The 22053-nt window shown below is 70.6% G+C and carries 15 protein-coding genes; 10 read left to right on the top strand and 5 right to left on the bottom strand.

The genetic code is table 11. The features are described 5' to 3' along the window. The first annotated feature begins 217 nt into the window (after positions 1-217). From mrcB to tsaB, 4 genes are read left to right on the top strand one after another with little or no spacing between them, the layout of a single operon-like run. Positions 218-2518, top strand: a complete 2301-nt coding sequence (mrcB, locus tag ACIQ6S_RS09740; protein WP_397608191.1) for a penicillin-binding protein 1B — start codon at positions 218-220, stop codon at positions 2516-2518. 8 nt (positions 2519-2526) lie between these two features. Further along, the gene (locus ACIQ6S_RS09735) at positions 2527-3063 is read left to right on the top strand and encodes a tetratricopeptide repeat protein (RefSeq protein ID WP_397608190.1); all 537 of its coding nucleotides are present in this window, start codon (positions 2527-2529) and stop codon (positions 3061-3063) included. Positions 3064-3104: 41 nt separating this feature from the next. Further along, on the top strand, positions 3105-5129 hold the full coding sequence (locus ACIQ6S_RS09730; RefSeq protein ID WP_397608189.1) for an ATP-dependent DNA helicase: 2025 nt from the start codon (positions 3105-3107) through the stop codon (positions 5127-5129). Next, on the top strand, positions 5126-5863 hold the full coding sequence (tsaB, locus tag ACIQ6S_RS09725) for a tRNA (adenosine(37)-N6)-threonylcarbamoyltransferase complex dimerization subunit type 1 TsaB (RefSeq protein WP_397608188.1): 738 nt from the start codon (positions 5126-5128) through the stop codon (positions 5861-5863). The genes ACIQ6S_RS09730 and tsaB overlap by 4 nt, the downstream gene beginning before the upstream one ends. On the opposite strand, the gene ACIQ6S_RS09720 is transcribed toward tsaB, so the two are convergent. Both ACIQ6S_RS09720 and gshB read right to left on the bottom strand, forming a co-directional pair. Then, the gene (locus ACIQ6S_RS09720; RefSeq protein WP_397608187.1) at positions 5860-6768 is read right to left on the bottom strand and encodes an energy transducer TonB; all 909 of its coding nucleotides are present in this window, start codon (positions 6766-6768) and stop codon (positions 5860-5862) included. The two genes, tsaB and ACIQ6S_RS09720, sit on opposite strands and share 4 nt — an antisense overlap. Further along, positions 6765-7712, bottom strand: a complete 948-nt coding sequence (gene gshB, locus ACIQ6S_RS09715) for a glutathione synthase (protein ID WP_397608186.1) — start codon at positions 7710-7712, stop codon at positions 6765-6767. Before gshB ends, ACIQ6S_RS09720 begins: the two co-directional genes overlap by 4 nt. Before the next feature lie 183 nt (positions 7713-7895). On the opposite strand from gshB, the gene pilG reads away from it, so the two are divergent. The 6 genes from pilG (at position 7896) to ACIQ6S_RS09685 (ending at position 19921) form a co-directional block, all read left to right on the top strand. Further along, positions 7896-8297 carry a twitching motility response regulator PilG gene (pilG, locus tag ACIQ6S_RS09710; RefSeq protein WP_297876667.1) on the top strand — a complete coding sequence of 134 codons (402 nt, stop codon included), beginning with the start codon at positions 7896-7898 and terminating at the stop codon, positions 8295-8297. Then, positions 8294-8821, top strand: a complete 528-nt coding sequence (locus ACIQ6S_RS09705) for a chemotaxis protein CheW (RefSeq protein ID WP_397608185.1) — start codon at positions 8294-8296, stop codon at positions 8819-8821. The genes pilG and ACIQ6S_RS09705 overlap by 4 nt, the downstream gene beginning before the upstream one ends. Positions 8822-8886: 65 nt before the next feature. Then, positions 8887-10920 carry a methyl-accepting chemotaxis protein gene (locus ACIQ6S_RS09700; RefSeq protein ID WP_397608184.1) on the top strand — a complete coding sequence of 678 codons (2034 nt, stop codon included), beginning with the start codon at positions 8887-8889 and terminating at the stop codon, positions 10918-10920. A gap of 56 nt (positions 10921-10976) precedes the next feature. Next, the gene (locus ACIQ6S_RS09695) at positions 10977-17402 is read left to right on the top strand and encodes a response regulator (protein WP_397608183.1); all 6426 of its coding nucleotides are present in this window, start codon (positions 10977-10979) and stop codon (positions 17400-17402) included. Next, positions 17395-19422 (top strand): chemotaxis protein CheB, encoded by a 2028-nt coding sequence (locus tag ACIQ6S_RS09690; protein WP_397608182.1) that lies wholly within the window; start codon positions 17395-17397, stop codon positions 19420-19422. The genes ACIQ6S_RS09695 and ACIQ6S_RS09690 overlap by 8 nt, the downstream gene beginning before the upstream one ends. Before the next feature lie 25 nt (positions 19423-19447). Further along, positions 19448-19921 carry a chemotaxis protein CheW gene (locus tag ACIQ6S_RS09685; RefSeq protein WP_297865845.1) on the top strand — a complete coding sequence of 158 codons (474 nt, stop codon included), beginning with the start codon at positions 19448-19450 and terminating at the stop codon, positions 19919-19921. Positions 19922-19965: 44 nt separating this feature from the next. Here the strand turns inward: ACIQ6S_RS09685 and rlmM are convergent, their stop codons facing one another. The 3 genes from rlmM to ACIQ6S_RS09670 are packed head-to-tail and all read right to left on the bottom strand — an operon-like array spanning position 19966 to position 22053. Beyond that, entirely contained in the window at positions 19966-21057 is a 1092-nt protein-coding gene (gene rlmM / locus ACIQ6S_RS09680; RefSeq protein ID WP_397608181.1) for a 23S rRNA (cytidine(2498)-2'-O)-methyltransferase RlmM, read from the bottom strand. 4 nt (positions 21058-21061) lie between these two features. Then, positions 21062-21619: a nucleoside deaminase gene (locus ACIQ6S_RS09675; protein ID WP_397608180.1), complete on the bottom strand. Its 558-nt coding sequence runs from the start codon at positions 21617-21619 to the stop codon at positions 21062-21064. After that, the gene (locus ACIQ6S_RS09670; RefSeq protein ID WP_397608179.1) at positions 21619-22053 is read right to left on the bottom strand and encodes a hypothetical protein; all 435 of its coding nucleotides are present in this window, start codon (positions 22051-22053) and stop codon (positions 21619-21621) included. Before ACIQ6S_RS09670 ends, ACIQ6S_RS09675 begins: the two co-directional genes overlap by 1 nt.

Raw genomic sequence — 22053 nt, 5'->3', positions numbered from 1 at the left:
AAGGCGTCCGGTGCCACGCCGGGCGCCACCAGAAGGAGCAGGGCGGCATCGCTCGCCGCCAGCGCGGCGCGCAGGCGTCCGTCCCAACCCTGCCCCGGATCGCCTTCGATCGTCCCGATCGGGTCATGTCGTGCCGTCGGCAACGTCGCGGTGTTCAAGCGGGGGTCAAGGGGGGCTGCGCTAGACTGCGGGACCCGGATTATCGCTTGGTTGACGCTTGGTTTCGCGCCCATCCCCTAATGCCACCGCCCGCTTCAAGCCGCTGCTGCGCTACGGGCTGTGGGGCGCCCTGTTCCTGCTGGCCCTCGGCCTTGGCTTCGGCATCCCGGTCGGGGTGGTACTCGACCGCGAGGTGCGGGCCGAATTCGAGGCCCTGACCTGGCAGATCCCGACGCGGGTCTTCGCCCGCCCGCTGGCCCTCGTCGAAGGGGAGCCGATGAGCGTGCCGGCGCTGCAGCAGGAGCTGGAGGCGGCGGCCTTCAGTGAAGGCGATGGCCGCACGCCGGGCACCTTCAGCCGCGAGGGCGGCGTGTTCCGCATCGCCACCCGCGGCTTCCGCGATGTCGACGGCGCGGTCGACCCGGCGCGCGCCGAGGTGCGCCTCGCCAACGGCCGCGTCGCCGGCCTGCGCCGCAACGACGGTGGCGGCCCCGGCTTCATGCTGGATCCGGCGCGCATCGCCACGCTGTACGGGGCGAAGCAGGAAGAACGCGAGCTGATCCGCCTCGATGATGCGCCGCCGCTGCTGGTGGCCGGCCTGCAGGCCGTCGAGGACCGCAACTTCAAGCACCACATCGGCATCGACCCGTGGGGCGTGCTGCGCGCGATGTTCGTCAACATCAAGGAAGGCGAACTCGAACAGGGCGGCAGCACGCTGACCCAGCAGCTCGTGCGCAGCCTGTTCCTGAGCAATGCCAAGACCGCGACCCGCAAGGCCAAGGAAGCGGCTTACGCGCTGATCATCGAGGCGCGCTTCGACAAGCGCCGCATCCTCGAGACCTACCTCAACCAGGTTTATCTCGGGCAGCAGGGTGGGCAGAGCATCCACGGCGTCGGCGCCGCCTCGCGCTTCTGGTTCGGTCGCGACGTCGCCGACCTAAAGGCCCACGAGATCGCGCTGCTGGTGGCCATGGTGCAGGGCCCCTCGCACCATGACCCGCGCCGCCATCCGGAGCGCGCGAAGACCCGTCGCGACCTCGTGCTCGGTGTCTTCCACGACACCGGCCTGCTCACCGAGGTCCAGCGCGATGCCGCGCGGCGCCAGCCGCTGGGCGTGCTCGCGCGCCCCGGTCTCGCGCGCAATCGTTATCCCGGCTTCCTCGACCTCGTGCGCCGCCAGCTGGCGAGCGATTACGACGCGGATGCGCTCACCGGCGCCGGGCTCACCGTGCACACCACACTCGCGCCCTCCGCGCAGCGCGATGCGGAAGCCTCCGTCGCCCGTTCGCTGGGTGCGCTGGACAAGGCCGACCGACCGGCGCTGCAGGCTGCACTGGTGCTCACTGATGCGCAGACCGGCGACGTGCGTGCCATCGTCGGTGACCGCAACGCCAACCAGCCGGCCTTCAACCGTGCGCTCGATGCGCGGCGTCCGGTCGGCTCGCTGCTCAAGCCGATGGTGTACCTGCTGGCCCTCGCGCAGCCGGGCCGCTGGTCGCTGGCTTCGCCGATCGACGATGGCCCGGTGTCGATGCGCCTGCCCAACGGGCAGGAGTGGGCGCCGAAGAATTCCGATGGCCGCAGCCATGGCGTGTTGCCGCTCGAAGACGCGCTGATCTACAGCTACAACCAGGCCACGGTTCGGCTGGGCATGGATGTTGGACCGGAGCGGCTGGTCGCGCTGCTCAAGGCGCTCGCCGAGATCGATGCCGAACCGAACCCCTCCCTGATCCTCGGCAGCGTCGATCTCTCGCCGTATGCCATGGCGCAGGCTTACCAGTTCCTCGCCTCCGGCGGTCGCATCCAGCCGCTGCGTGCGGTGCGCGGCGTGCTTTCGCCGGAAGGCGAACCAGTGGCCCGCTACGACGGCCGCAAGGACGAGGCGCAGGAGGGCGATGCCGTCGCGGCGCGCCTCGTCACCCTCGTGCTGCAGGACGCCGCCCGCCGCGGCACCGCCCGCGCGCTGGCCAGCGGCGAAACGGCGGGCCTCGCCGCCGCGGGCAAGACCGGCACCAGCAACGACGGCCGCGATTCGTGGTTCGCGGGCTACACCGGCAGCCACCTCGCCGTGGTGTGGGTGGGCAACGACCGCAACGAGGCCACGGGCCTGTACGGCGCCACCGGCGCGATGCGCGTCTGGCAGGGCCTGTTCTCGACCCTGCCCAGCGCGCCGCTGCAGCCGGGCGAGCAGGGTATCGAATGGGCTTACGTCGCGCAGGGGCAATTTGCCACGACGGAATCCGAATGCACCGGTGCCCGTCGCTATCCTTTTGTCGCAGGCTTCCTGCCTGCCGAGCACCTGAGCTGCGTCGAACGCGGCCTGCTCGATTTCTTCGGTTTTGGAGCGGACGGCGAGTGAAGGACAGGATGAACCCGATGCATGCCGCGGCGCTTCGTGGCCTGGCGATCTTGGGCGGCGCGCTGCTGCTGGCCAGTTGCGCCACCCCGCCGCCGGCCCCCGTGGTGCCGGCCGGCCCGCCGCCGCTCACCGACGCGCAGATCGTCGAAGCCACGCAGGCGGCCGGCCGCGATGGCGTCGAGCTGGTTGTCACGCCGCTGGTCGATCCGCATGTCGAGGACCTGCGCGAGCGCGCCGAAAAGGCCCAAGCGGCGAATCGCCCGCAGCGCGCCGATCGCGAGCTGTTGAAGGCGCTCGCCATCACGCCCGACGACCCGGACCTGCTGCAGTGGCGCGCCGAGCTCGCCGTGCTGCGCAAGGCCCGCGATGAAGCCGAGGCCCTCGCCAAGCAGAGCATCGCCTTGGGCCCGAAATCCGGCCCGCTGTGCCGCCGCAACTGGACGCTGGTGAAGCTGCTGCGCGAATCGCGTGGCGAAGCCGAGAACGCCGCCTCCGCCGCGGCCATGCTCGAACGCTGCACCATCGCGCCGCCGGTGCGGATGTGACGGCCGAGGCCGCCACGTCCGGCGGCCGCGGGGTGCTGCCGATGCTGACCGCCCGCGCGCTCGACGAGGGCGGCGCGCTGGCGAACGCGATTACCGGCTACGCGCCGCGGCCGGCGCAGCAGCGCTTGGGCGTGGCCATCGCCGAGACCATGGCCGAGCGCGGTGCGCTGGTGGCCGAGGCCGGCACCGGCACCGGCAAGACCTATGCCTACCTCGTGCCGGCGCTGCTGTCTGGTCAGCGCGTCATCGTCTCGACCGGCACCAAGGCGCTGCAGGACCAGCTCTACCACCGCGACCTGCCGAAAGTGCGCGAAGCGCTCGGCCTCGGCCTGCGCACCGCGCTGCTGAAGGGCCGCAGCAACTACCTGTGCCTGCAGCGCACCGAGCTCGCCAAGGGCGCGCCGGTGTTCAGCGGCCGCGAACAGATCGCCCAGTTCGAGCGCATCGTGCAGTGGAGCAAGCGCACGCGCCGCGGCGACCTCGCCGAGATCGAAGACCTGCCGGAAGACTCGCCGCTGCGCGGCCTCGTCACCTCCACGGTCGAGAACTGCCTCGGCAGCGAGTGCCCGTTCTGGCAGGACTGCTTCGTCGTCAAGGCGCGCGCCGAGGCGCAGGCCGCCGATCTCGTGGTCATCAACCACCACCTGTTGCTGGCCGACCTCGCCATCAAGGAGGAGGGCTTCGGCGAAATCCTCCCCGGGGCGTCGGCCTTCGTCCTCGACGAAGCCCACCAGCTGCCCGACCTCGCCTCGCAGTTCTTCGGCGAATCGGTCTCGGCGCGCATGCTCATCGACCTGACGCGCGACGCCATCGGCGCCTGCGGCAAGGTTGCGGGCAGCCTCGCGGCCGTCTCGCCGGCGGTGCGCGAGCTTGAAGCGGCGATCCGTCTGCTGCGCGCGCAGTGCGAAGGCCTGCCGCAGCGCGGCACGCTGGCCCTTCTGCTCGACCACCACGCCGACATGCCGGCACTGGTGCGCACGCTCGACGCCGCGATGGCCGGGCTGGCCGCCGCGGTCGCGCCGATGAAGGAGGCCGCGCCCGAGTTCGCCGCCGTGCTCACGCGCCTCGAACTGTTCCAGACGCGGCTGCGCACTTGGGCGGAAGGCGCGCCGGGCTTGCTCGAAACGGACGATGGCGATGAAGCGTCGAACGAGCACGCCGGCCCGACTGATGGCGCGGAGGACGAGGATCGCGCCGACACCGCCTCGCACGGCGAGGTCCGCTGGTTCGAACTCACGCAGCGCGGCTTCGCTTTCTCGATCACGCCGCTCGACGTCGCCGGTCCGCTGCGCCGCTACCGCGAGCAGAGCAAGGCGGCGTGGATCTTCACCTCGGCCACGTTGGCCGTCGGTGGCGACCTCAAGCACATCGCGTGGAAGCTTGGTCTGCACGAGCCACGCACCCTGCTCGAGCAGAGCCCCTTCGACTGGAAGACGCAGTCGCTGGCCTATTTCCCGCCCGGCCTGCCCGAGCCTTCGTCGCGCGACTACACCGAGCGCGTCGTCGCGGCGGTGCGGCCGGTGCTCGAGGCCTCGAAGGGCCGAGCGTTCCTGCTGTTCACTTCGCACCGCGCGCTGCGCGAGGCTGCAGCGCTGTTGGCCGGAGGGCCGTGGCCGCTGTTCGTGCAGGGCACGGCGCCGCGCTTGCAGCTGATTGAGCAGTTCCGCGCCAGCGGCAACGGCGTGCTGCTCGGTGCCGCGAGTTTCTGGGAAGGCGTCGATGTCGCTGGCGATGCGTTGTCCGTCGTCGTCATCGACAAGCTGCCCTTCGCCGCACCGGATGATCCGGTCCTCGAAGCGCGGCTGGAGGCCGTGCGCCGCCGCGGTGGAAATCCCTTCCTCGCCGAGCAGGTGCCCACCGCTGCCATCGCGCTCAAGCAGGGGGTGGGACGCCTGATCCGCCGCCACGACGACCGCGGTGTGCTGGTGCTCTGCGACCCGCGCCTCGTCAGCAAGCCCTATGGCCGCGTGTTCATGGCCAGCCTGCCGCCGCTCACGCGGACCAAGGCCCTGGCCGACGTGCAGGCCTTCTTCGATCCCTCGCTGGTCCCGGAGCCCGCGCCTTGATCTTGCTCGCCTTCGAGCTCGCCACTGAAGCCTGCTCGGTCGCGCTCTGGCACGACGGCCGTCTGCTCGCGCGCCATGAGGTCGCGCCGCGGCGGCATGCGGAACTTGCCTTGCCTTGGGCGGAAGCCCTGCTGTCCGAGGCGGGTCTCGCGAAGTCGCAGCTGGATGCGCTGGCGGTCGGCGTCGGCCCGGGCGCCTTCACCGGTGTGCGCTTGGCCATCAGCCTCGTGCAGGGCATCGCCCTCGGGCTGGACCGGCCGGTCGTGCCGGTGTCCACGCTGGCCGCGCTGGCCGAGCCCTACCTCGCCGAGGGCCCGGTGTTGGCCGCCATCGACGCCCGGATGGGGGAGCTCTACATCGGCGAGTTCGCCGCCGATGCCGACGGTTTGCCCAAGGCATTGGCGGAGGAGGCCCTGCTGCCGGTCGGCGAGGCCGCTGCGGCGCTTCCGGCCCGTTGGCCCGTGACCGATCTTGGGCGAGTCGGCGTCGGTACCGGCTTCGCCGCGGGTGGCGGTGTGTGGTGCGCCGAACTCGCCGGTCGACTGGTGCGGGTCGAGGCCGAGGCCCTGCCCACGGCCGCGGCCGTGGCCCGGATCGCGGCCGGGGCGTTCGCCCGTGGGCATGCCGTGGCGCCGGAGCGCCTCGAGCCCACCTACCTCCGCGACAAGGTTGCCCTGACGTCGGCCGAACAGGCCGCGGCCCGCGCGGCGAAGGCCGGCGCTGGCGGAGCCTAGTCCTCGCTGCTCACCGCGCCGTTGCGGAAGTGCCAGGTGCGGGTGATGTGCAGCACGTCGACGGGTTCCCCGTTCTGCGGCACGGGCGGGTAGGGGCCGGCCAGTTCCACGATGCGCCGGGCCGCCTGGTTCAGCACCTCGTAGCGGCTGGGCGTGTTCAACACCACCGATTCGACGCTGCCGTTGCGGCGCACGGCCACCGTCATCACCAGCCGGCCGTCCAGCCGGTCGGCGCGGGCGCGCTCGGGGTAGTTGGCGTTGCCGACCCGTTCGACCCGCTCCACCCAGGCCTTCAGGTACTGCGCATAGGCGTACTCCTGCGTGCTCGCCGAGACGAACTTGCGCTTCGGTCGCCGCGCGTACTGCGCCTCGCGGCGCTCCACCTCGGCCGCCAGCCGGGCCATTTCCAGCTGCTGCTCCAGCAGCTGCTCTCCCAAGGGCAGGGGTGTCGGCGGGGTTTCCGGGGTCGGGCGTTCGCGCGGCGCGGGCTCGGCGCCCGTGGCCACGGTGGTCACCACGGGCATCGGCGTCGCGTCCTGCGGGCGCGGCGACTGCGCGCGGATCGGGATCGGCGCGATGCCATCGTCGAGCTTGGGCACCGGTGCGCTCACCGCGTCGCGCGGGCGTTGGCTCTCTTCGCTGTCGCCGCCGCCCTGGTGGCTGGCCTGGGCGAGGAAGTCGGCCTTTTCCGGCGCCGTGCGGCTGGCCGTCTCGGTGAGGATCACGTCCAGCGTCGGGGTCACCGGGGCCGCGTCGTCGCGGCCGAAGCTGATGCCCAGCACGACGATCCCGATCACGACCGTTGCGAGCAGGGTGGTCGCGGTCAGGCGCTGGGCCGGGCCGACGCCGTCCAGCGGGGGCGCGGCGTCGCGCTCCTCGGCAGGCAGGGTGCTGCGGGCGCTCACGCCGGGCCGCGCTCCAGCGCGTCGAACAGGGTGCCTGCGATGTTCAGGCCGGCGCCGGCGTCGATCTCGCGGATGCAGGTCGGGCTAGTCACGTTCACTTCGGTGAGGTGCCTGCCGATCACGTCGAGGCCGACGAAGCGCATGCCGCGACGCTTCATCTCCGGCCCGACGATGGCGGCGATCTCGCGGTCGCGCTCGGTCAGCGGCCGCACTTCGCCACGCCCGCCCGCCGCGAGGTTGCCGCGGAACTCGGTGCCCTGCGGGATGCGCGCCAGGCAGTGCGAGACCGGTTCGCCGTCCACCAGCAGCACCCGCTTGTCGCCGTCGGCGATCTCCGGAAGGAAACGCTGGGCCATGGCGAGATGCTGGCCGTCGGCGGTCAGGGTCTCGAGGATCACGTTGAAATTGGGGTCGCCGTGGCGGCTGCGGAAGATCGAGCGCCCGCCCATGCCGTCCAGTGTCTTCAGCACCACCTCGCCGTGTTCTGCAGCGAACGCCTTGAATTCGGCGGCTTCGCGGCTCACCAGGGTGGGCGGGATACAGGCGGGGAACATCAGTGCCGCCAGCTTCTCGTTGAGCTCCAGCAGGCCGGCCGGGTCGTTGGTGACCGCCGCCCCCTGCCGCTGGGCCGCCGACAGCACCTGGGTGTCGTGAAGGAAGTCGGCATCCACCGGTGGATCTTTGCGCATCAGCACCTGGTCCATCTCGGCCAAGGGGCGCCAGACGGCCTCGCCGCGCTCGAACCAGCCGGCCTTGTCGTCCTTCACCGACAGGGCGGCGAGCCGTCCCCCCGCCACGCCGCCGCGGAACCCGAGGCTGCCCGGAACGACGTAATGCAACGCCCACCCGCGACGCTGGGCCTCCAGCAGCATCGCAAATGTGGAGTCCTTCACGATTTTGATGGACTCGATCGGGTCCATCACCACGGCCAGCCGACGCTGCATCCGGAACCGCCCTTCGGTGCGAGAATGTGAAACAGGGTATCAGGGGGCCGCAGGCACCGCTGAGCGTGGAATCATGAAGCGGGGCGCGGGCTTGACACGTTTTGTTGACACTGGGATATAGGTTGCGTTGCGGCGCGCCATGGCCTGCCCGGGCCTCCGCCGACGTCATTTCTGGGGATAGCGATGAGTGAAAGCAACGAGTCCGGCGCACTGGCGGGCCTGAGGGTCATGGTCATCGATGACTCGAAGACCATCCGCCGTACGGCGGAAACCCTCCTGAAGAAGGAAGGTTGCGATGTCGTGACCGCGAATGACGGCTTCGAGGCGCTCGGCCGCATCGCCGAGGTGCAGCCGCAGGTGATCTTCGTGGACATCATGATGCCGCGCCTCGATGGCTATCAGACCTGCGCCCTCATCAAGTCCAACCAGCTCTTCAAGAACACGCCGGTGATCATGCTGTCGTCGAAGGACGGCCTGTTCGACAAGGCGCGCGGCCGCATCGTCGGTTCCGAGCAATACCTCACCAAGCCGTTCACCCGCGACGAACTGCTCGACGTCGTCCGCCGCTACGCGCCCGCCGCATGAGCGCCTTCGACCTCCTGCTCGACTACGAGCGCCGCTCGCTGGCCCACCAGCCGGGCCGCCCCGAGCTCGTCGAGGCGCCGGGCCACTGGCGTGGCGTGGGTTTCCGCATCGGCAAGCACCGCCTCGTCGGCGCCTTCGGCGACGTGGTCGAAATCATCAGCCTGCCTGCGATCACCGCCGTGCCCGGCTCGCAGCCCTGGATGCTCGGCCTCGCCAACGTCCGCGGCAGCCTCTACGGCGTGGTCGACCTCAAGCAGTTCCTCGAAGGCGAGCGCAGCGCCGTCAACGAGGGGCAGCGCTGCCTGCTGGTCAGGCAGCCCGGCGGCAACGTCATCCTGCTGACCGACGAGCTGTACGGCCAGCGTTCGTTCAACGACTCCCAACTCATCGAACGCCCGGAATCGCTGGAGGGCCGCTATGCCGCCGTCATCGCCCGCGCCTATCGCGTCGCCGAGGTGACGTGGGGAGTCCTCGATATCCCGCTGCTGTCCCGCACCCCCGAATTCCGACAGGCCGCCGCCTGACCGCCACACCCCCTTGAGCCGCGCCCCAGCTTGAGTCAACCCGTTCCAATCCGAGGTCCGATGTAATGAGCGCTTCGAAAGTCACCTTCCAAGACCGCCTGACCAAGGTCGGCCTGCGCGTCTGGGCCTTCCTGCTCGCGGTGTCGCTGCTGATCTTCGCGGCGAACTTCTTGGCCGCGACGTGGTTCGCCGGGCAGATCAACAGCGCTTCGGCACTGTCCTTCGGTCTGCAGGTGGACGCGCAGAAGCTCGGTCGATATGCGACGGAAGCCATCGCCGGCCGTGAAGAGGCTTTCGCCGAACTCCAAGGCACGCGCGATGCCATCGTCACGGCGGTCGGCGCACTCAACGACGGCACCGGCGGCAAGGGAGTGCCCGGCTACAAGGGCGACCTCAACATGCCTCAGGTGAACGCGGCGCTCGGCCAGGTCACGGAGACCTGGACGCGCATGTCGACCGACACCGACAAGATCCTCGCCGCGCAGGGCGAGATCATCGCGCTCGCCCAGACCGCGGACTCGTTCACCGGACGCATCCCGCGCCTGACCGCCCGCCTCGACGAGGTGGTGCGCGCCATGTCGGACGCCGGCGCCCCGGCCTCGCAGATCAACATCGCCAACCGCCAGATCGTGCTGGCCAACCGCATGGCGCAGCGCGTCGCGGAAATCCGCTCCGGTTCGGACCAGTCCGACGCGCTCTCGCGCGACGCCGCGGTGTTCGCCCAGGTGCTGGCCGGCCTGAAGCAGGGCAACTCGGACCTCGGCGTCGCGGCGCTCACCTCGCCGAACGCCCGTGCCGCCGTGGAAGCGGTGGAAACGCAGTACGCCGACGCGCAGAAGGAAATCGAAAGCATCCTGACCACCGCGCCGAACCTCTTCGCGGTGCAGGCCTCGGGCGACGTCCTCTCTGGTGACGCCGAGGTGCTCGGCGAGAACAGCGCGGCGCTCGCCGGCGCCTTCGCCAACGCCAACGTCACCCGCATATTCCCGAACAACTGGTGGGCCATCGGTGGTGGCTTGGGCCTGCTCGTCGGCGTGGTCGGCCTGTTGCTGACGATCTTCTCGGACGGCCGCAAGCGCGAACGCCAGGCCACCGAGCTCAACCAGCGTAACCAGGAGGCGATTCTGCGCCTGCTGGACGAAATGGGATCGCTCGCCGAGGGTGACCTGACCGCCAAGGCGACGGTGACCGAAGACATCACCGGCGCGATCGCCGACTCGATCAACTTCGCTATCGACCAGCTGCGCACCCTCGTCGGCACCATCAACGAGACCGCCGTGCAGGTGGCCGCCGCCGCCCAGGAAACGCAGGCGACCGCGATGCACCTCGCCGACGCCGCCGAGCACCAGGCGCAGCAGATCACCTCGGCCTCCGCGAAGATCAACGAAATCGCGGCGAGCATCGACGAGGTGTCGAAGAACTCCGCCGAATCGGCCGACGTGGCCCAGCGCTCCGTGCAGATCGCCGCCAAGGGCGCCGAAGTGGTGCGCCAGACGATCCAGGGCATGGACAACATCCGTGACCAGATCCAGGAAACCTCGAAGCGAATCAAGCGCCTCGGCGAAAGCTCGCAGGAAATCGGCTCGATCATCGAACTGATCAACGACATCTCGGAACAGACGAACATCCTCGCGCTGAACGCCGCCATCCAGGCGGCCTCCGCGGGTGAAGCGGGCCGCGGCTTCGCGGTCGTGGCCGACGAAGTGCAGCGACTCGCCGAACGCGCCTCGAACGCCACGAAGCGAATCGAAGCGCTGGTCGCCACCATTCAGAGCGATACCAACGAAGCGGTGTCCTCGATGGAACAGACGACCGCGGAAGTGGTCGCCGGTGCCCGCCTCGCCGAGGACGCCGGCCTCGCGCTGGTCGAGATCGAAAAGGTGTCGAACGACCTCGCCGACCTCATCCAGAGCATCTCCGAGGCCTCGCGCCAACAGTCGGCCGCCGCGACGAACATCACCGCGACCATGACCGTCATTCAGGAGATCACCACGCAGACCTCGCAGGGTGCGAGCCAGACGGCCGAGTCGATCGGCAACCTGGCCCAGCTCGCTGCCGACCTGCGTCGCTCGGTCGCCGACTTCAAGCTGCCGGACTGATCCGCTCTCCCGCGGCATCCGCCGCGGCGTGACCCCCGTACTGCCGAGAGCGCACGATGCGTCTGCAAGACCAGAACGACTACACCACGCTGACCTGGGTCAAGCCGGAGATCGACGAAACCCTCAAGCTGGCCCGCCAGGGCCTCGAGGACTACGTCGAGAACGGCCAGGACCCGGCCCAGCTCGAACTGTGCTCCAACGGGCTCGCCCAGGTGCATGGCGCGCTGCGCATGGTCGAGCTCTACGGCGCGGCGATGGTCGCGGAGGAAATGCACGCGCTGGCGAAGGCGCTAATCGCCGGTGGCATCGAGGATCGCGACAACGCCTTCAGCGCGCTGATGCGCGGCATCGTGCAGTTGCCCGACTATCTGGAGCGCCTGCAGACGGGCTTCCGCGACATCCCGCTGGTGCTGCTGCCTCTGCTCAACGATTTGCGTGGCGCCCGCGGCGAGAAGAGCGTGTCCGAGGCGATGCTGTTCTCGCCGAACCTCGGCGTCGAGCTTCCTGCATCCGCCCGCGGGCCGAGCGCCCCACTGCCGCTCGACCAGGTCAAGCGCCGCGCCGAAGTCGCCAGCCAGCTGTTCCAGGGCTCGCTGCTGAAGTGGCTGAAGGACGGCGATGCCGGCTCCGCGCGCGACCTCGCCGACGTCTGCCTGCAGATGGTCGAGTTCACCAGCGCCGAGTCGGCGCGCCGGCTGTTCTGGGTGGCGTCCGCGCTGCTCGACGCCGCAGCGCGTGGCGCGTTCCCGGTGGAGCGTTCGCTCCAGCAGGCCATCGCCCGCATCGAGCGCGAGATCAAGCGCCTCGCCATCGAAGGCGACGCGGCCTTCCGCACGCAACCGCCAGTCGAACTGACGCGGCAGCTCCTGTACTTCATCGCCCATGCACCGGAGAAGTCCGGCCGCCTCGGCGAGGTCAACGCCGCGTTCGCGCTCGAGAGCTACATGCCGAGCGAGCGCGAGGTGGAGCATGCCCGCAGCGCGATGGCCGGCCACAACCGCGCCCTGCTGTCGACGGTCACCAACGCCATCAAGGAAGACCTGCTGCGCGTGAAGGACGCGCTCGACCTGCACATGCGCGCCCCCGCGGGCGTCGTCGCCGAACTCGGCGCGCAGATCGACACCCTCGACCGCGTCAAGGAAACCCTCGGCGTGCTCGGCCTCGGCGTGCCGCAGCGCGTGGTGCGCGACCAGCTCGCGACCATGCATGCCATTGCCGGCGGCCACCGCGCTCCGGATGAATCCGCCCTCCTCGACATCGCCGGCGCGCTGCTCTACGTCGAAGCCATGCTCGACGACCAGGTCGCCCGCCTCGGCGAAGGCGAGGTCGACGCCAACGCGCCGCAGCCGCTGCTGCCGGCCGCCGAAGCCCGCGCGGTGCTCGATGTCGTTGCCCGCGAGGCGCTCAACAACTTCAGCAATGCCCGTGGCTGCTTCGTCGCCTTCGTCGAGACCCATTGGGACCACGCGCGCCTGCAGGACGTCTCTCCGCTGCTGTCCGAGGTCGCCGGCGCCCTGCGGATCCTCGAAGTGCCTGCGGCGGTCGACCTGCTCACCGCCATCTCGCGCTTCACGGTGGAAGAGCTCATCGCCAAGCGTCGCGTTCCGACTGGCCACCAGCTCGATCGCCTCGCCGACGCGCTGGCCTCCGTCGAGTACTTCCTCGAGGCGATCCGCGATCGTCGGCCCAATCCGGACCAGATCCTCAACATCGCCCGCGAAAGCCTGGCCGCCATCGGTTACTGGCCGCTGCCGGCCGCGCTTGCACCCGCGATGGCGCCGGCGACGCCCGCGGCTCCGGCGTTCGAGCCGCCGATCACCGAAGTGACGGCGGAATCGGTCGTCCCGGTCGATCCGGCCCTTGTCGCCGCTATCGAGGTCCCGGCACCCGCCTTCGCCGAGCCGGCCGCACCCGTGCCATCGGTTCCGGCGCCACGCTTCGACGTGGCTGCCGCCGTTGACACCCCGGCGCCGGCGCCGGCCGTGGTCGACGCTCCGGCCCCCACGCCCGCCGCGCCCGCGGCCAAGCCCGCCGCAGCGGTCGTCGGCGAGCGCCTGCCGGGTTACGACGTCGCCGCGAATGAGGACGTCGACGCCGAGATCCAGGAGGTTTTCCTCGAGGAGTTCTCCGAGGAGATCGACAACCTCGATACGCTGCTGAAGTCCTGGGGCGCGAAGCTCGACAACGTCGACGCCCTGCGCCCGATCCGTCGCGTCTTCCACACGCTGAAGGGCTCCGGCCGACTCGTGGGCGCCAAGGCGCTCGGCGAGTTCAGCTGGAAGATCGAGAACATGCTGAACCGCGTGCTCGATGGCACGCGCCCGCCGACCCAGGCGGTGTACGACATCGTCGCCGAGTCCGCGCGCGTGCTGCCGGACCTGCGCGCCGCGCTCGCTGGCGAGGAGCGCTACGCCGATCTCGACGGGCTGAAGGCCATCGCCGACCGCGTCGCTGCCGGCGAGGAAGCGCACTACGTCGCCCCGGCAGCACATGCGCCGGAGCCTGAGCTGCCGATCGAGGCCACTGCGCCGACCATCGAGCCGGCGCCCGCCGTGCCGGTGGCCGTCGAGCCGCCGCCGCTGCCCGACGTGCCCGAACCGTCGCCCTACGTGCCGGTCGTTCGCACCGCGAGCCATTGGCCGATGCTGCCGGCCTACGAAGCGGTGCCGGAGGCGGTGTCCTTCGCGCTGGATCCGGTGCTGCTCGAGATCCTCCGCCCCGAGGTCGAAGGCCACCTGGAAGTGGTCGACGAGTGGCTGGCCCGCTCGGAAGCGCAGGGCCCCCAGCGCGTCGAAGAGCGCCTGCTGCGCTCCGTGCATACGATGAACGGCGCGTTCGCGATGACCGAGGTCAGCGCGATCACCGGCGTCACCTCGCCGCTGGAAGGCTTCCTGAAGCGCCTGATTTCCGCGCAGGCCCTGCCCTCCGCGGAGGACGTCGTGCTGGTCCGCCAAGCCACGTGCGCCGTGCGCCAGACCCTCGACGCGTTGGCCGACCCCGAGGCGCGCCTGCCGCAGTTCCCGGCCCTCGCCGCGGCGCTGCAGGCCGTGCGCGACGCGCTGCCGGAGCCCGGTTCGCCGGTGCTCAGCCTCGGCGACGACGACATGATCGTCGCCGTCGACATGGGTGGCATCGACACGGCGGAAGTGCCGCGTTTCGACGCCCCATCCGAGCCGCTCGCCGAAACCACCACGGCGGACGCCGGCGTTGAGTTCGCCCCGGCCGACGCCGAGGATCCCGAGCGCTTGACGCTCGATTCCTTCCTCGAGGCGCCGCTGCCGGTGGCGTTCGACATCGCCGAGGAAGCGCCCATCGCCGCCGCCTTGCCGCCGGTCGATGATCGGGCCGAGGAAGCCGCCTACGCCGCCGAGTTGGCGGCACTGCAGGCCCTCGCCGATGCCGAGGCGGCCGCCGCAGCCGAGCAGGCCGCGCGCGCGCAGGCCGAGCGGGACGCCCGCGTCGCCGCCGAAGCAGCCATGGCCCTGGCCATCGCCGAAGCCGCCGCCGCCGAGGCAGCAGCCGCTGAATCGGCAGCAGCGGCGGAAGCAGCTGCAGCGGAAGCCGAAGCCGCAGCAGCGGCGGAAGCACAAGCGGCCGAACGTGCCGCTCAGGATGCCGAGGCGGCCGCTCTGGCTGCCGAGCTGGCGGCGTTCGAGCAGGCGGAGCGCGAGGCGCGCGCCGCGGCCGAACTGCGTGCCCGCGAGCAGTCCGAGCGCGAGGCTGCCGCCTTCGCCCAGATGCAGGCCGAGCTGGCCGAACAGGCCGCTCGCGCCCAAGCCGAGCAGGAAGCGCGCGAGGCGGAAGCCCGCGAGGCCGAAGCCCGCGAAGCCGCTGAACAGGCGGCTCGCGAACAGGCGGCGCGTGATGCCGAAGCCGAGGCACAGCGCCTCGAAGCGGAGCGCGAAGCCGAGGAAGCCCGGCAGGTCGCCGAGCGTGCCGAGCGCCAGCGCATCGCCGAAGAAGTGGCCCGCCGCGAGGCGGCGCGCCTCGCCGCCGAATCGCCGTCCGACGCCGTCGCCGACGCTGCCGCCACCGGACTGGTCCTCGATGCCGCCGCCGTGCCCGACGCCGGGGATCCGGCCGATCCGGACGAGGTGCTCGACACCACCGACATCGACACCGACCTGCTCGAGATCTTCCTCGAGGAGTCGAACGACCTGCTCGACCACAGCGACGGCCTGATGGCCCGCCTGCGCGACGAGCACGAGGACCGGGAGCTCATCACCGGCCTGCAGCGCGACCTGCACACGCTGAAGGGCGGCGCCCGCATGGCTGGCGTCTGGGCCGTCGGCGAACTCGGCCATGCGATGGAATCGCTGCTCGAGGCCGTCGCCGACGGCAAGCGCAGCCTCGACGCCCGCGGCGTCATCGTCCTCGAGCGCTGCTTCGACCGCCTGCACGCGATGACCACCCGCGTCACCGAGCGCAAGGCGATCGTCCAGCCGAACGGCCTCATCGCGCAGGTCAACGCCCTCGCGCTCGGCCAGCCGCTGCCGGGTGCGGTCGCAGGCGATGCCGACGCCGGCACGCCGTCCGCCGCCGTGCCGGTCGCCGTCGATGCCCGCAAGCCCAAGCTCGCCGAGCTGTCCCGCCCGATCGACGACGTCCTCGACGACGACGACGGCGGTGCGCTGCGTGCCGCGCAGGAGCAGGTGCGCATCCGCGCCGACCTGCTCGACAAGCTGGTGACCTACGCCGGCGAGGTGGCCATCTACCGTGCCCGCCTCGAACAGCAGCTGGGTGCGTTCCGCGGCAACCTCAACGAACTCGAGCAGACGACCTCGCGTATCCGCGACCAGCTGCGCCGTCTCGAGATCGAGACCGAAGCGCAGATCGCCTCGCGCTACCAGCGCGAGGAAGAGACCAGCAAGCAGTTCGACCCGCTCGAATTCGACCGCTTCTCGACGCAGCAGCAGCTCACCCGCTCGCTGGCCGAGTCGACGAACGACTTGGGCAACCTGTACGACTCGCTGGACGAACTGACCCGCGGCTACGAGGCCCTGCTGCTGCAGCAGTCGCGCGTGAGCTCGGACCTGCAGGAAGGCCTCATGCGCACGCGCATGCTGCCCTTCGAATCGCTGGTCCCGCGCCTGCGCCGCGTGCTCCGCCAGGCCTGCACCGACACCGGCAAGCAAGCCCAGCTCAAGGTGGACGGCGCCAGCGGCGAAATGGACCGCTCGGTGCTCGACCGCATGACGGCGCCCATCGAGCACATGCTGCGCAACGCCATCGCGCACGGCCTCGAAACGCCGGAAGAGCGCCGGCAGGCGAAGAAGGACGCCGAGGGCACCGTCCGCATCGCGGTGGCGCGTGAAGGCTCCGAAGTGGTGCTGCGCCTGACCGACGACGGCAAGGGCCTGGATCGCGAGCGCATCTTCGCCAAGGCCGTCGAGCGTGGCCTGACCACCGCCGACGCGCAGCTCAGCGACGAGCAGGTGTTCGGCTTCATCCTCGAATCGGGCTTCTCCACCGCCGAGACGGTCAGCAAGCTGGCCGGCCGCGGCGTCGGCATGGACGTCGTCTACAGCGAAATCCGCCAGCTCGGCGGCTCGCTGCAGATCCGCTCCACGCCCGGCAAGGGCAGCGAGTTCACGGTGCGCCTGCCGTTCACCCTCGCGGTCACGCAGGCGGTGTTCGTCAAGATCGGCGAGACCCGTTTCGCGGTGCCGATCGCTTCGGTGCAGGGTGTCGCGCGCATCGGACGCCAGGAGCTGTCCGAGCAGGAAGCCACCGGCAGCCCGGTGTTCCGCTACGCCGGCGAGGACTACGGCATCTACGACCTCGGCCGCTTGGTCGGCCACGCGCCGGCCAATGCGGAAGGCAGCCTGCAGATGCCGCTGCTGCTGGCCCGCTCCGGCGACCTGCGCGCGGCGATCTGCGTCGACCAGGTGCTAGGCAGCAAGGAAATCGTGGTCAAGCCGGTCGGCCCGCAAGTCAGTTCGGTCACCGGCATCTTCGGCGCCACCATCATGGGTGACGGCTCGGTCGTGGTGATCCTCGACGTCGCGCCGCTGGCCCGCCGCTTCAACGCCATTACCGCCGAGGCCATCGCCGAGGATCGCCCGGTCACGCCGGTCGCCGCGCCGCTGGCCGAGCGCAAGGTGCCCTTCGTGATGGTGGTCGACGACTCGATCACCATGCGCAAGGTCACCGGCCGCGTGCTCGAGCGCCACAACTTCGAGGTGGGTACGGCGAAGGACGGCGTCGACGCCATCGAGAAGATGGCCGAGCGCGTGCCCGACCTGATGCTGCTCGACATCGAAATGCCGCGCATGGACGGCTACGAGCTGGCGCAGACGATGCGCGGCGATGCCCGACTGCGCGACGTGCCGATCATCATGATCACCTCGCGCACGGGCGACAAACACCGCCAGCGTGCGTTCGAGATCGGCGTGAACCGCTACCTCGGCAAGCCCTACCAGGAGCCGGAGCTGATCCGCCACGTGTTCGAACTGCTGGCCGAGGTGGCCGCGCGTGGCTGACGGGTCGCGCCTGAAGGTCGCGCTGCTGGCCCGCGCCGGCGACGCCCGCGAGCAACTGAAGCGTGCGATCGCGGAGCTCGGCGCCGAGCTCGTGGTGGAAGCCGACCCGAACGAGCTCGCACCGGGGGCGCTGGCCGCCGCCGGCGCGACCACCGTGCTGGTGAGCGTCGAGCCGGCCGTCGAAGCCGCCCTCGACCGTCTCGATGACGACCTGCTCGCGCCGTCGCTCAACGTCATGTTCGACGAGGCGGAGACGACGGCGAAGCTCAGTGGTTGGGATCTGAATCGTTGGGCGCGCCATCTGGCCGCCAAGTTGCTCGGCTGTGGCGTGCTGCCGCCCGGTGCCGAGCCGGAGGCGCACCAGGAGGCCGCCGCGTTCCTCGAACCCGGCGTACCGACCACGCCGGCGGCGCTGGCGGACGAGGCCCGGATCGACGATTTCGCCGCCGAGATCAACGCGTCGGCGGCGGACGTGCCCAGCGCCTACCGGCCGAGCGATGCGCCACTCGCCGTCGAGACCGCCGACACCGCCCCCGCCACCGAGATCGCGCCGGCCGCCGACTGGGTGACGCCGCCGGTGGAAGAGGGTGACCCCGAACACCTTGAACTCGACCTCGCCGCGCTGGAGCAGGCGATGCACGCGCCGGTCGTCGATGTCGGCGCCGCGGAGACGGTTTCGCACACCGCCCCAGCTGCCTTCGCGGTGGCTGATGACCTCGATGTCGGCATGATCGACCTGCGCGGCCTCGAACTGGTCGACGATGTCGAAGCGCCTGCGCCGGAACGCCCGTCGCAACCCTCGGTTTCCCTGCTGTCGGCGAAAGAGATCAGCTTCGACGCGCCGGTCACTTCGTCGTCCTCGATCGAGGCCGACGCGTTGTCGATGGACGTGGAAGAGCTGACCCTCACCGAGGAGGAGCTCGCGGCCTTCGGCGAAGGCGGTGGCTTCCGCTTCTCCAGCGGTGACACGTCGTCCGCCAAGGACGAGGAGGTCGGCGACGACACGCTGTCCATGGACCCCGAGCTGGCGAAGCTTGCCGCGTCCTTCGACGAGAACCTCGATTCGCTCAGTTTCGAAGGCAGCAGCGAGGACCTCGACGACGACTTCGCCGATTTCGATCGCCGCGAAACGCCGCTGGCGCTCGGACCGCAGGGCGAGACGCCGCTGGAGCCGGAGCGCGCTTTCGCCGAGCCGCCGCCGATCCCCGATTTCGATTTCGCGGAAGGGGCCTATGTCGCTGCCCCCAAGCCGGCCGCCGCGGCGATTCCGGACACCAGCGCCCTGAGCCTCTCCGCCGAGGATGCCGCGCCGATAGCCCCGGCTCCGGCCGCCGCCAAGCCGGCCTTCAACTTCTCGGGGCTGGGCGGCCTGGAGCTGGCGCCGATTGATGACGTGCCCGCCGTGGCGCCGCCGCCGCTTCCGATGGCCGAGCCGGTGGTGATGCCCGATGTCGCCCACCTCAGCCTGAGCCCGCTCAACGAGGACGGCGCCGAGGCCGCCGCGGGAACGCGGACGGTACTGGTGCTTTCGGGCATCGGTGGCCCGGATGCCGTGCGCCAGCTCGTGCGCGCGCTGCCCGCCAGCTTCCCCATCGCCGTGCTACTTCAGCAGAACCTCGACGGCGGCCGCCATGATCGTTTCGTGGAGCAACTCGCGAAGATCAGCCGCCTGCCGGTGGCCCTTGCCGAGCCCACCGAAACGCCGCCGCCGGGTGCGGTCCGCGTGTTGCCGGAAGGTCTGTCCAGCGCCGGTGCCCTGAGCTTCCCCAAGGCCGAAGGCGTCGCTGCGCTCATCGCGGCAGCCACCGCGGTGCAGGGTGCCGTGGTCGTGCTCAGCGGTGCCGACGAAGCCGTGGTCGAGCCGCTCGTGCAGGCCATGGCCAAGGGCACGCGCGTGGTGGTTCAGGACCCCGCCAGCTGCTTCGACGCCAAGGCCATCGTCGCGCTGCAGGCCGCGGGCGCGTCGCCGGTGTCGGCTGCCGACATCGCGGCGCGGCTCGATGCCTATTTCCCCAATTGATGATGCCAACCGACCGGAACACGCCATGAGCACCGAGCTGAACGATATCCGAGGCGTGATGATTGCCGTGGGCGGCGGTGGTCGCCTGCTGCTGCCGAACGCGAACGTGGCGGAAGTGATCTCGTACTCCGAACCGGAGCGTGTCGACGCGGCGCCCGAGTGGCTGCTGGGCGTGGCGCGCTGGCGCGGTTGGCGCTTGCCGGTGTTGAGCTTCCCGCAGCTGGTGGGCTGGCCGTCCGAGACCGTGCAACTCGGCGCCAAGCTCGCCGTCTTGAAGGCGCTGGGCGGCAATCCGCGCCTGCCGTACTTCGCCGTGGTGTCATCGGGCTTCCCGCGACTCGTCAGCGTCTCGCGCGAGCGCCTGCTGCCCGTCGAGGACATGCGCGAACACCCGCTCGGCGTGCAGGCGCGCGTGCAACTCGGCGAGGACATCGCCGTGATCCCCGACTTGATGACGGTCGAGCTGCTCGTCGACGAAGCGCTCTCGAAGGTCGCCTGACGAAGGGCTCCAGCCCGTCGCGATGCGCTTGAGAACCGCGCGGCTCAGCGCCGCGCGAAGACCGTGATCTCTTCGCGGTCGTGGTAAAGCTGGCGCGCGCGCAAAGCCTTCAACTCGCCGGCCTGGGCGCGGAACAGGTCGAGGCACATCACTGTCTCGTCCCAGCGCTTCTTCATGGGCAGCTTGAGGTTGAAGATCGCGTTGCGGCACCAGCCTTCGCGGAACCACTCGGCCATGCGCTCGGCGACCCGGCGCGGCTGCTCGACCATGTCGCAGACCATCCAGTCGAGGGGACGCGCGGGCTGCCATCGGAAGCCGTCGGCGCGCAGGTGCTCCACCTGCGGATGCCCGGCCACCGGCTCCTTCAGCGGGCCGTTGTCGACCGCGGTGACGCGAAGCCCCGCACGCACCAGCACCCAGGTCCAGCCGCCCGGCGCCGCGCCGAGGTCGGCACCGCGCAGGCCGTCGCGCAGCAGCGTCTTGCGCTCTTCGTCGGTGAGCAGCGTATGGATCGCTTCGTCGAGCTTGGCAGCGCTGCGGCTCGGTGCATTCGGCGGCTGGCGCAGGCGCGGGATGCCACCCGGCCACGGGCTGCTGTCCTCCACGCGCGAGAGCGCAAGCTCCATCCGCGTGCCGGAATGCAGCAGCACATGCAGGCGCGGCTTGCGCGCATCGGGTTTGTCGGTGAGCCAGCCCGGCTTGCGGAGTGCGGGGCGCAGGGCGTTGCCGAAGCCGCGGGCGAGGCCGGCCAGTTCGCGGCCTTCATCGGCATCGCTGTGCTCGACCACGAGGTCGCCGAAGCGCAGGGCCCCGCCCGACGCCGCGGCGACCGTTTCGCGGGTCGTCTCGAGGGCGGCCAGCAGTGGCGTGATGCGGTCCTGCGGATCGAGGCCGTCCAGACGCACGAGGCCCAGCAGTTTCTGCCGCGCGAAGATCAGGTCATCGAAGGCGAGCTGCCGTTCCAGCAGCGCGGCGCTGGCGCACACGTAGCGAACGACGCCGCTGTTGCGCTCTGTGGCGGCATGCCCCCAGTGGTCGCGTTCGCCCGCACGCGCGGTGAGTTCGGCGGCGAGCTCGGGCTCGAAGCCCGGCCGGCAGTAAGCGAGCAGGGCCGGTTCGGGCTTCGCGGTGCTCATCGGTTCAATAGACCTTGCCGGCGCGGCCGTACTCGGCGAGCACGGCGCAGGCCTCGTCGCGGCGCAGGTCGGTGACGACGGCCATGCCGCGCTTCACCAGCTCCCCTTTCCAGTCGGCCGGCAGCGGGCCTTCGTCGAAGCCGGCGAGCGACTCGACGTCCTCGGCGCGGGCGCCGATGAGCAGGCGGTCGATGCCGGCCCAGACGCTGGCGCCGTAGCACATGCAGCAGGGCTGCGAGGACGTGGCGAGGGTGATCGGGCCGCGCTCGGCGTTGAGGCGGAACTGCTGTGCGCGCTGCTGGCTGGTGGCGAAGGCCATCATCTCGGCGTGCGCGATCGAGGTGCTGTGCGGCACCACGCGATTGACGCCGACGCCGATCAGCCGTCCCTCCGGCGAAAAGACCGCGGCGCCAAAGGGCCCGCCGCTGGAGTGCTCGACGTTCAAGGCCGAGAGGCGGATCGCCAGCGCCATCTTGGCATCGTCATCGGCGTAGTCGGCCGAGGCATCGACGGCCTCGTGCACCCAGGCAGGCAGCGTGAGGTGCACTTGCGCGTAAAGCATCAGCGCACGGCCTCGCCACTGGTGGCTGGGCCGGCTTCGCAGCGACCCTCGATGCAGGTGCAGCCTTGGATGTCGCGGAAGCCGCAGACCGACTGCATGTCGTTCTTCGCGCACTCGGCCTTCACCTGCTCGGGGAAGGTCGGACTGTCCTTGTTGACGCAGGCCGGGTAGTAGCCGCAGCAATTGCCCACGTCCTTGACGGCGCAGTCGGCGTCGGTGGTGCAGGAATAGTCGACCTCACCGGGCTTGCCTGCCTCGGCGGCGGGGGCCGGCGCGCTCGAGAGCGGCTGCTCGATCAGCGGCTTGCCGCTCGCGTCGGTGGCGGCACTGCCGTTGCCCGACGTTGTGCTGCCGCAGGCGCCCAAGACAAAGGCGCCGAAGGCGACGGTGAGTGCGAAGGCGAGATGGCGGAGCGATCGGCGGGGCTGCTGCAT

It is taken from the genome of Silanimonas sp. (assembly GCF_044377035.1).
GTDB lineage: Bacteria > Pseudomonadota > Gammaproteobacteria > Xanthomonadales > Xanthomonadaceae > Silanimonas.
This window is presented reverse-complemented; position numbering and strand designations above follow the sequence as displayed.

What these genes read in the sequence shown, in the direction of transcription:
- ACIQ6S_RS09735 (WP_397608190.1), top strand. Translation starts at nt 2,527, where the DNA reads ATGAACCCGATGCATGCCGCGGCGCTTCGTGGCCTGGCGATCTTGGGC.
- ACIQ6S_RS09730 (WP_397608189.1), top strand. Translation starts at nt 3,105, where the DNA reads ATGCTGACCGCCCGCGCGCTCGACGAGGGCGGCGCGCTGGCGAACGCG.
- gshB (WP_397608186.1), bottom strand. Translation starts at nt 7,712, where the DNA reads ATGCAGCGTCGGCTGGCCGTGGTGATGGACCCGATCGAGTCCATCAAA.
- pilG (WP_297876667.1), top strand. Translation starts at nt 7,896, where the DNA reads ATGAGTGAAAGCAACGAGTCCGGCGCACTGGCGGGCCTGAGGGTCATG.
- ACIQ6S_RS09705 (WP_397608185.1), top strand. Translation starts at nt 8,294, where the DNA reads ATGAGCGCCTTCGACCTCCTGCTCGACTACGAGCGCCGCTCGCTGGCC.
- ACIQ6S_RS09700 (WP_397608184.1), top strand. Translation starts at nt 8,887, where the DNA reads ATGAGCGCTTCGAAAGTCACCTTCCAAGACCGCCTGACCAAGGTCGGC.
- ACIQ6S_RS09695 (WP_397608183.1), top strand. Translation starts at nt 10,977, where the DNA reads ATGCGTCTGCAAGACCAGAACGACTACACCACGCTGACCTGGGTCAAG.
- ACIQ6S_RS09685 (WP_297865845.1), top strand. Translation starts at nt 19,448, where the DNA reads ATGAGCACCGAGCTGAACGATATCCGAGGCGTGATGATTGCCGTGGGC.
- rlmM (WP_397608181.1), bottom strand. Translation starts at nt 21,057, where the DNA reads ATGAGCACCGCGAAGCCCGAACCGGCCCTGCTCGCTTACTGCCGGCCG.
- ACIQ6S_RS09675 (WP_397608180.1), bottom strand. Translation starts at nt 21,619, where the DNA reads ATGCTTTACGCGCAAGTGCACCTCACGCTGCCTGCCTGGGTGCACGAG.
- ACIQ6S_RS09670 (WP_397608179.1), bottom strand. Translation starts at nt 22,053, where the DNA reads ATGCAGCAGCCCCGCCGATCGCTCCGCCATCTCGCCTTCGCACTCACC.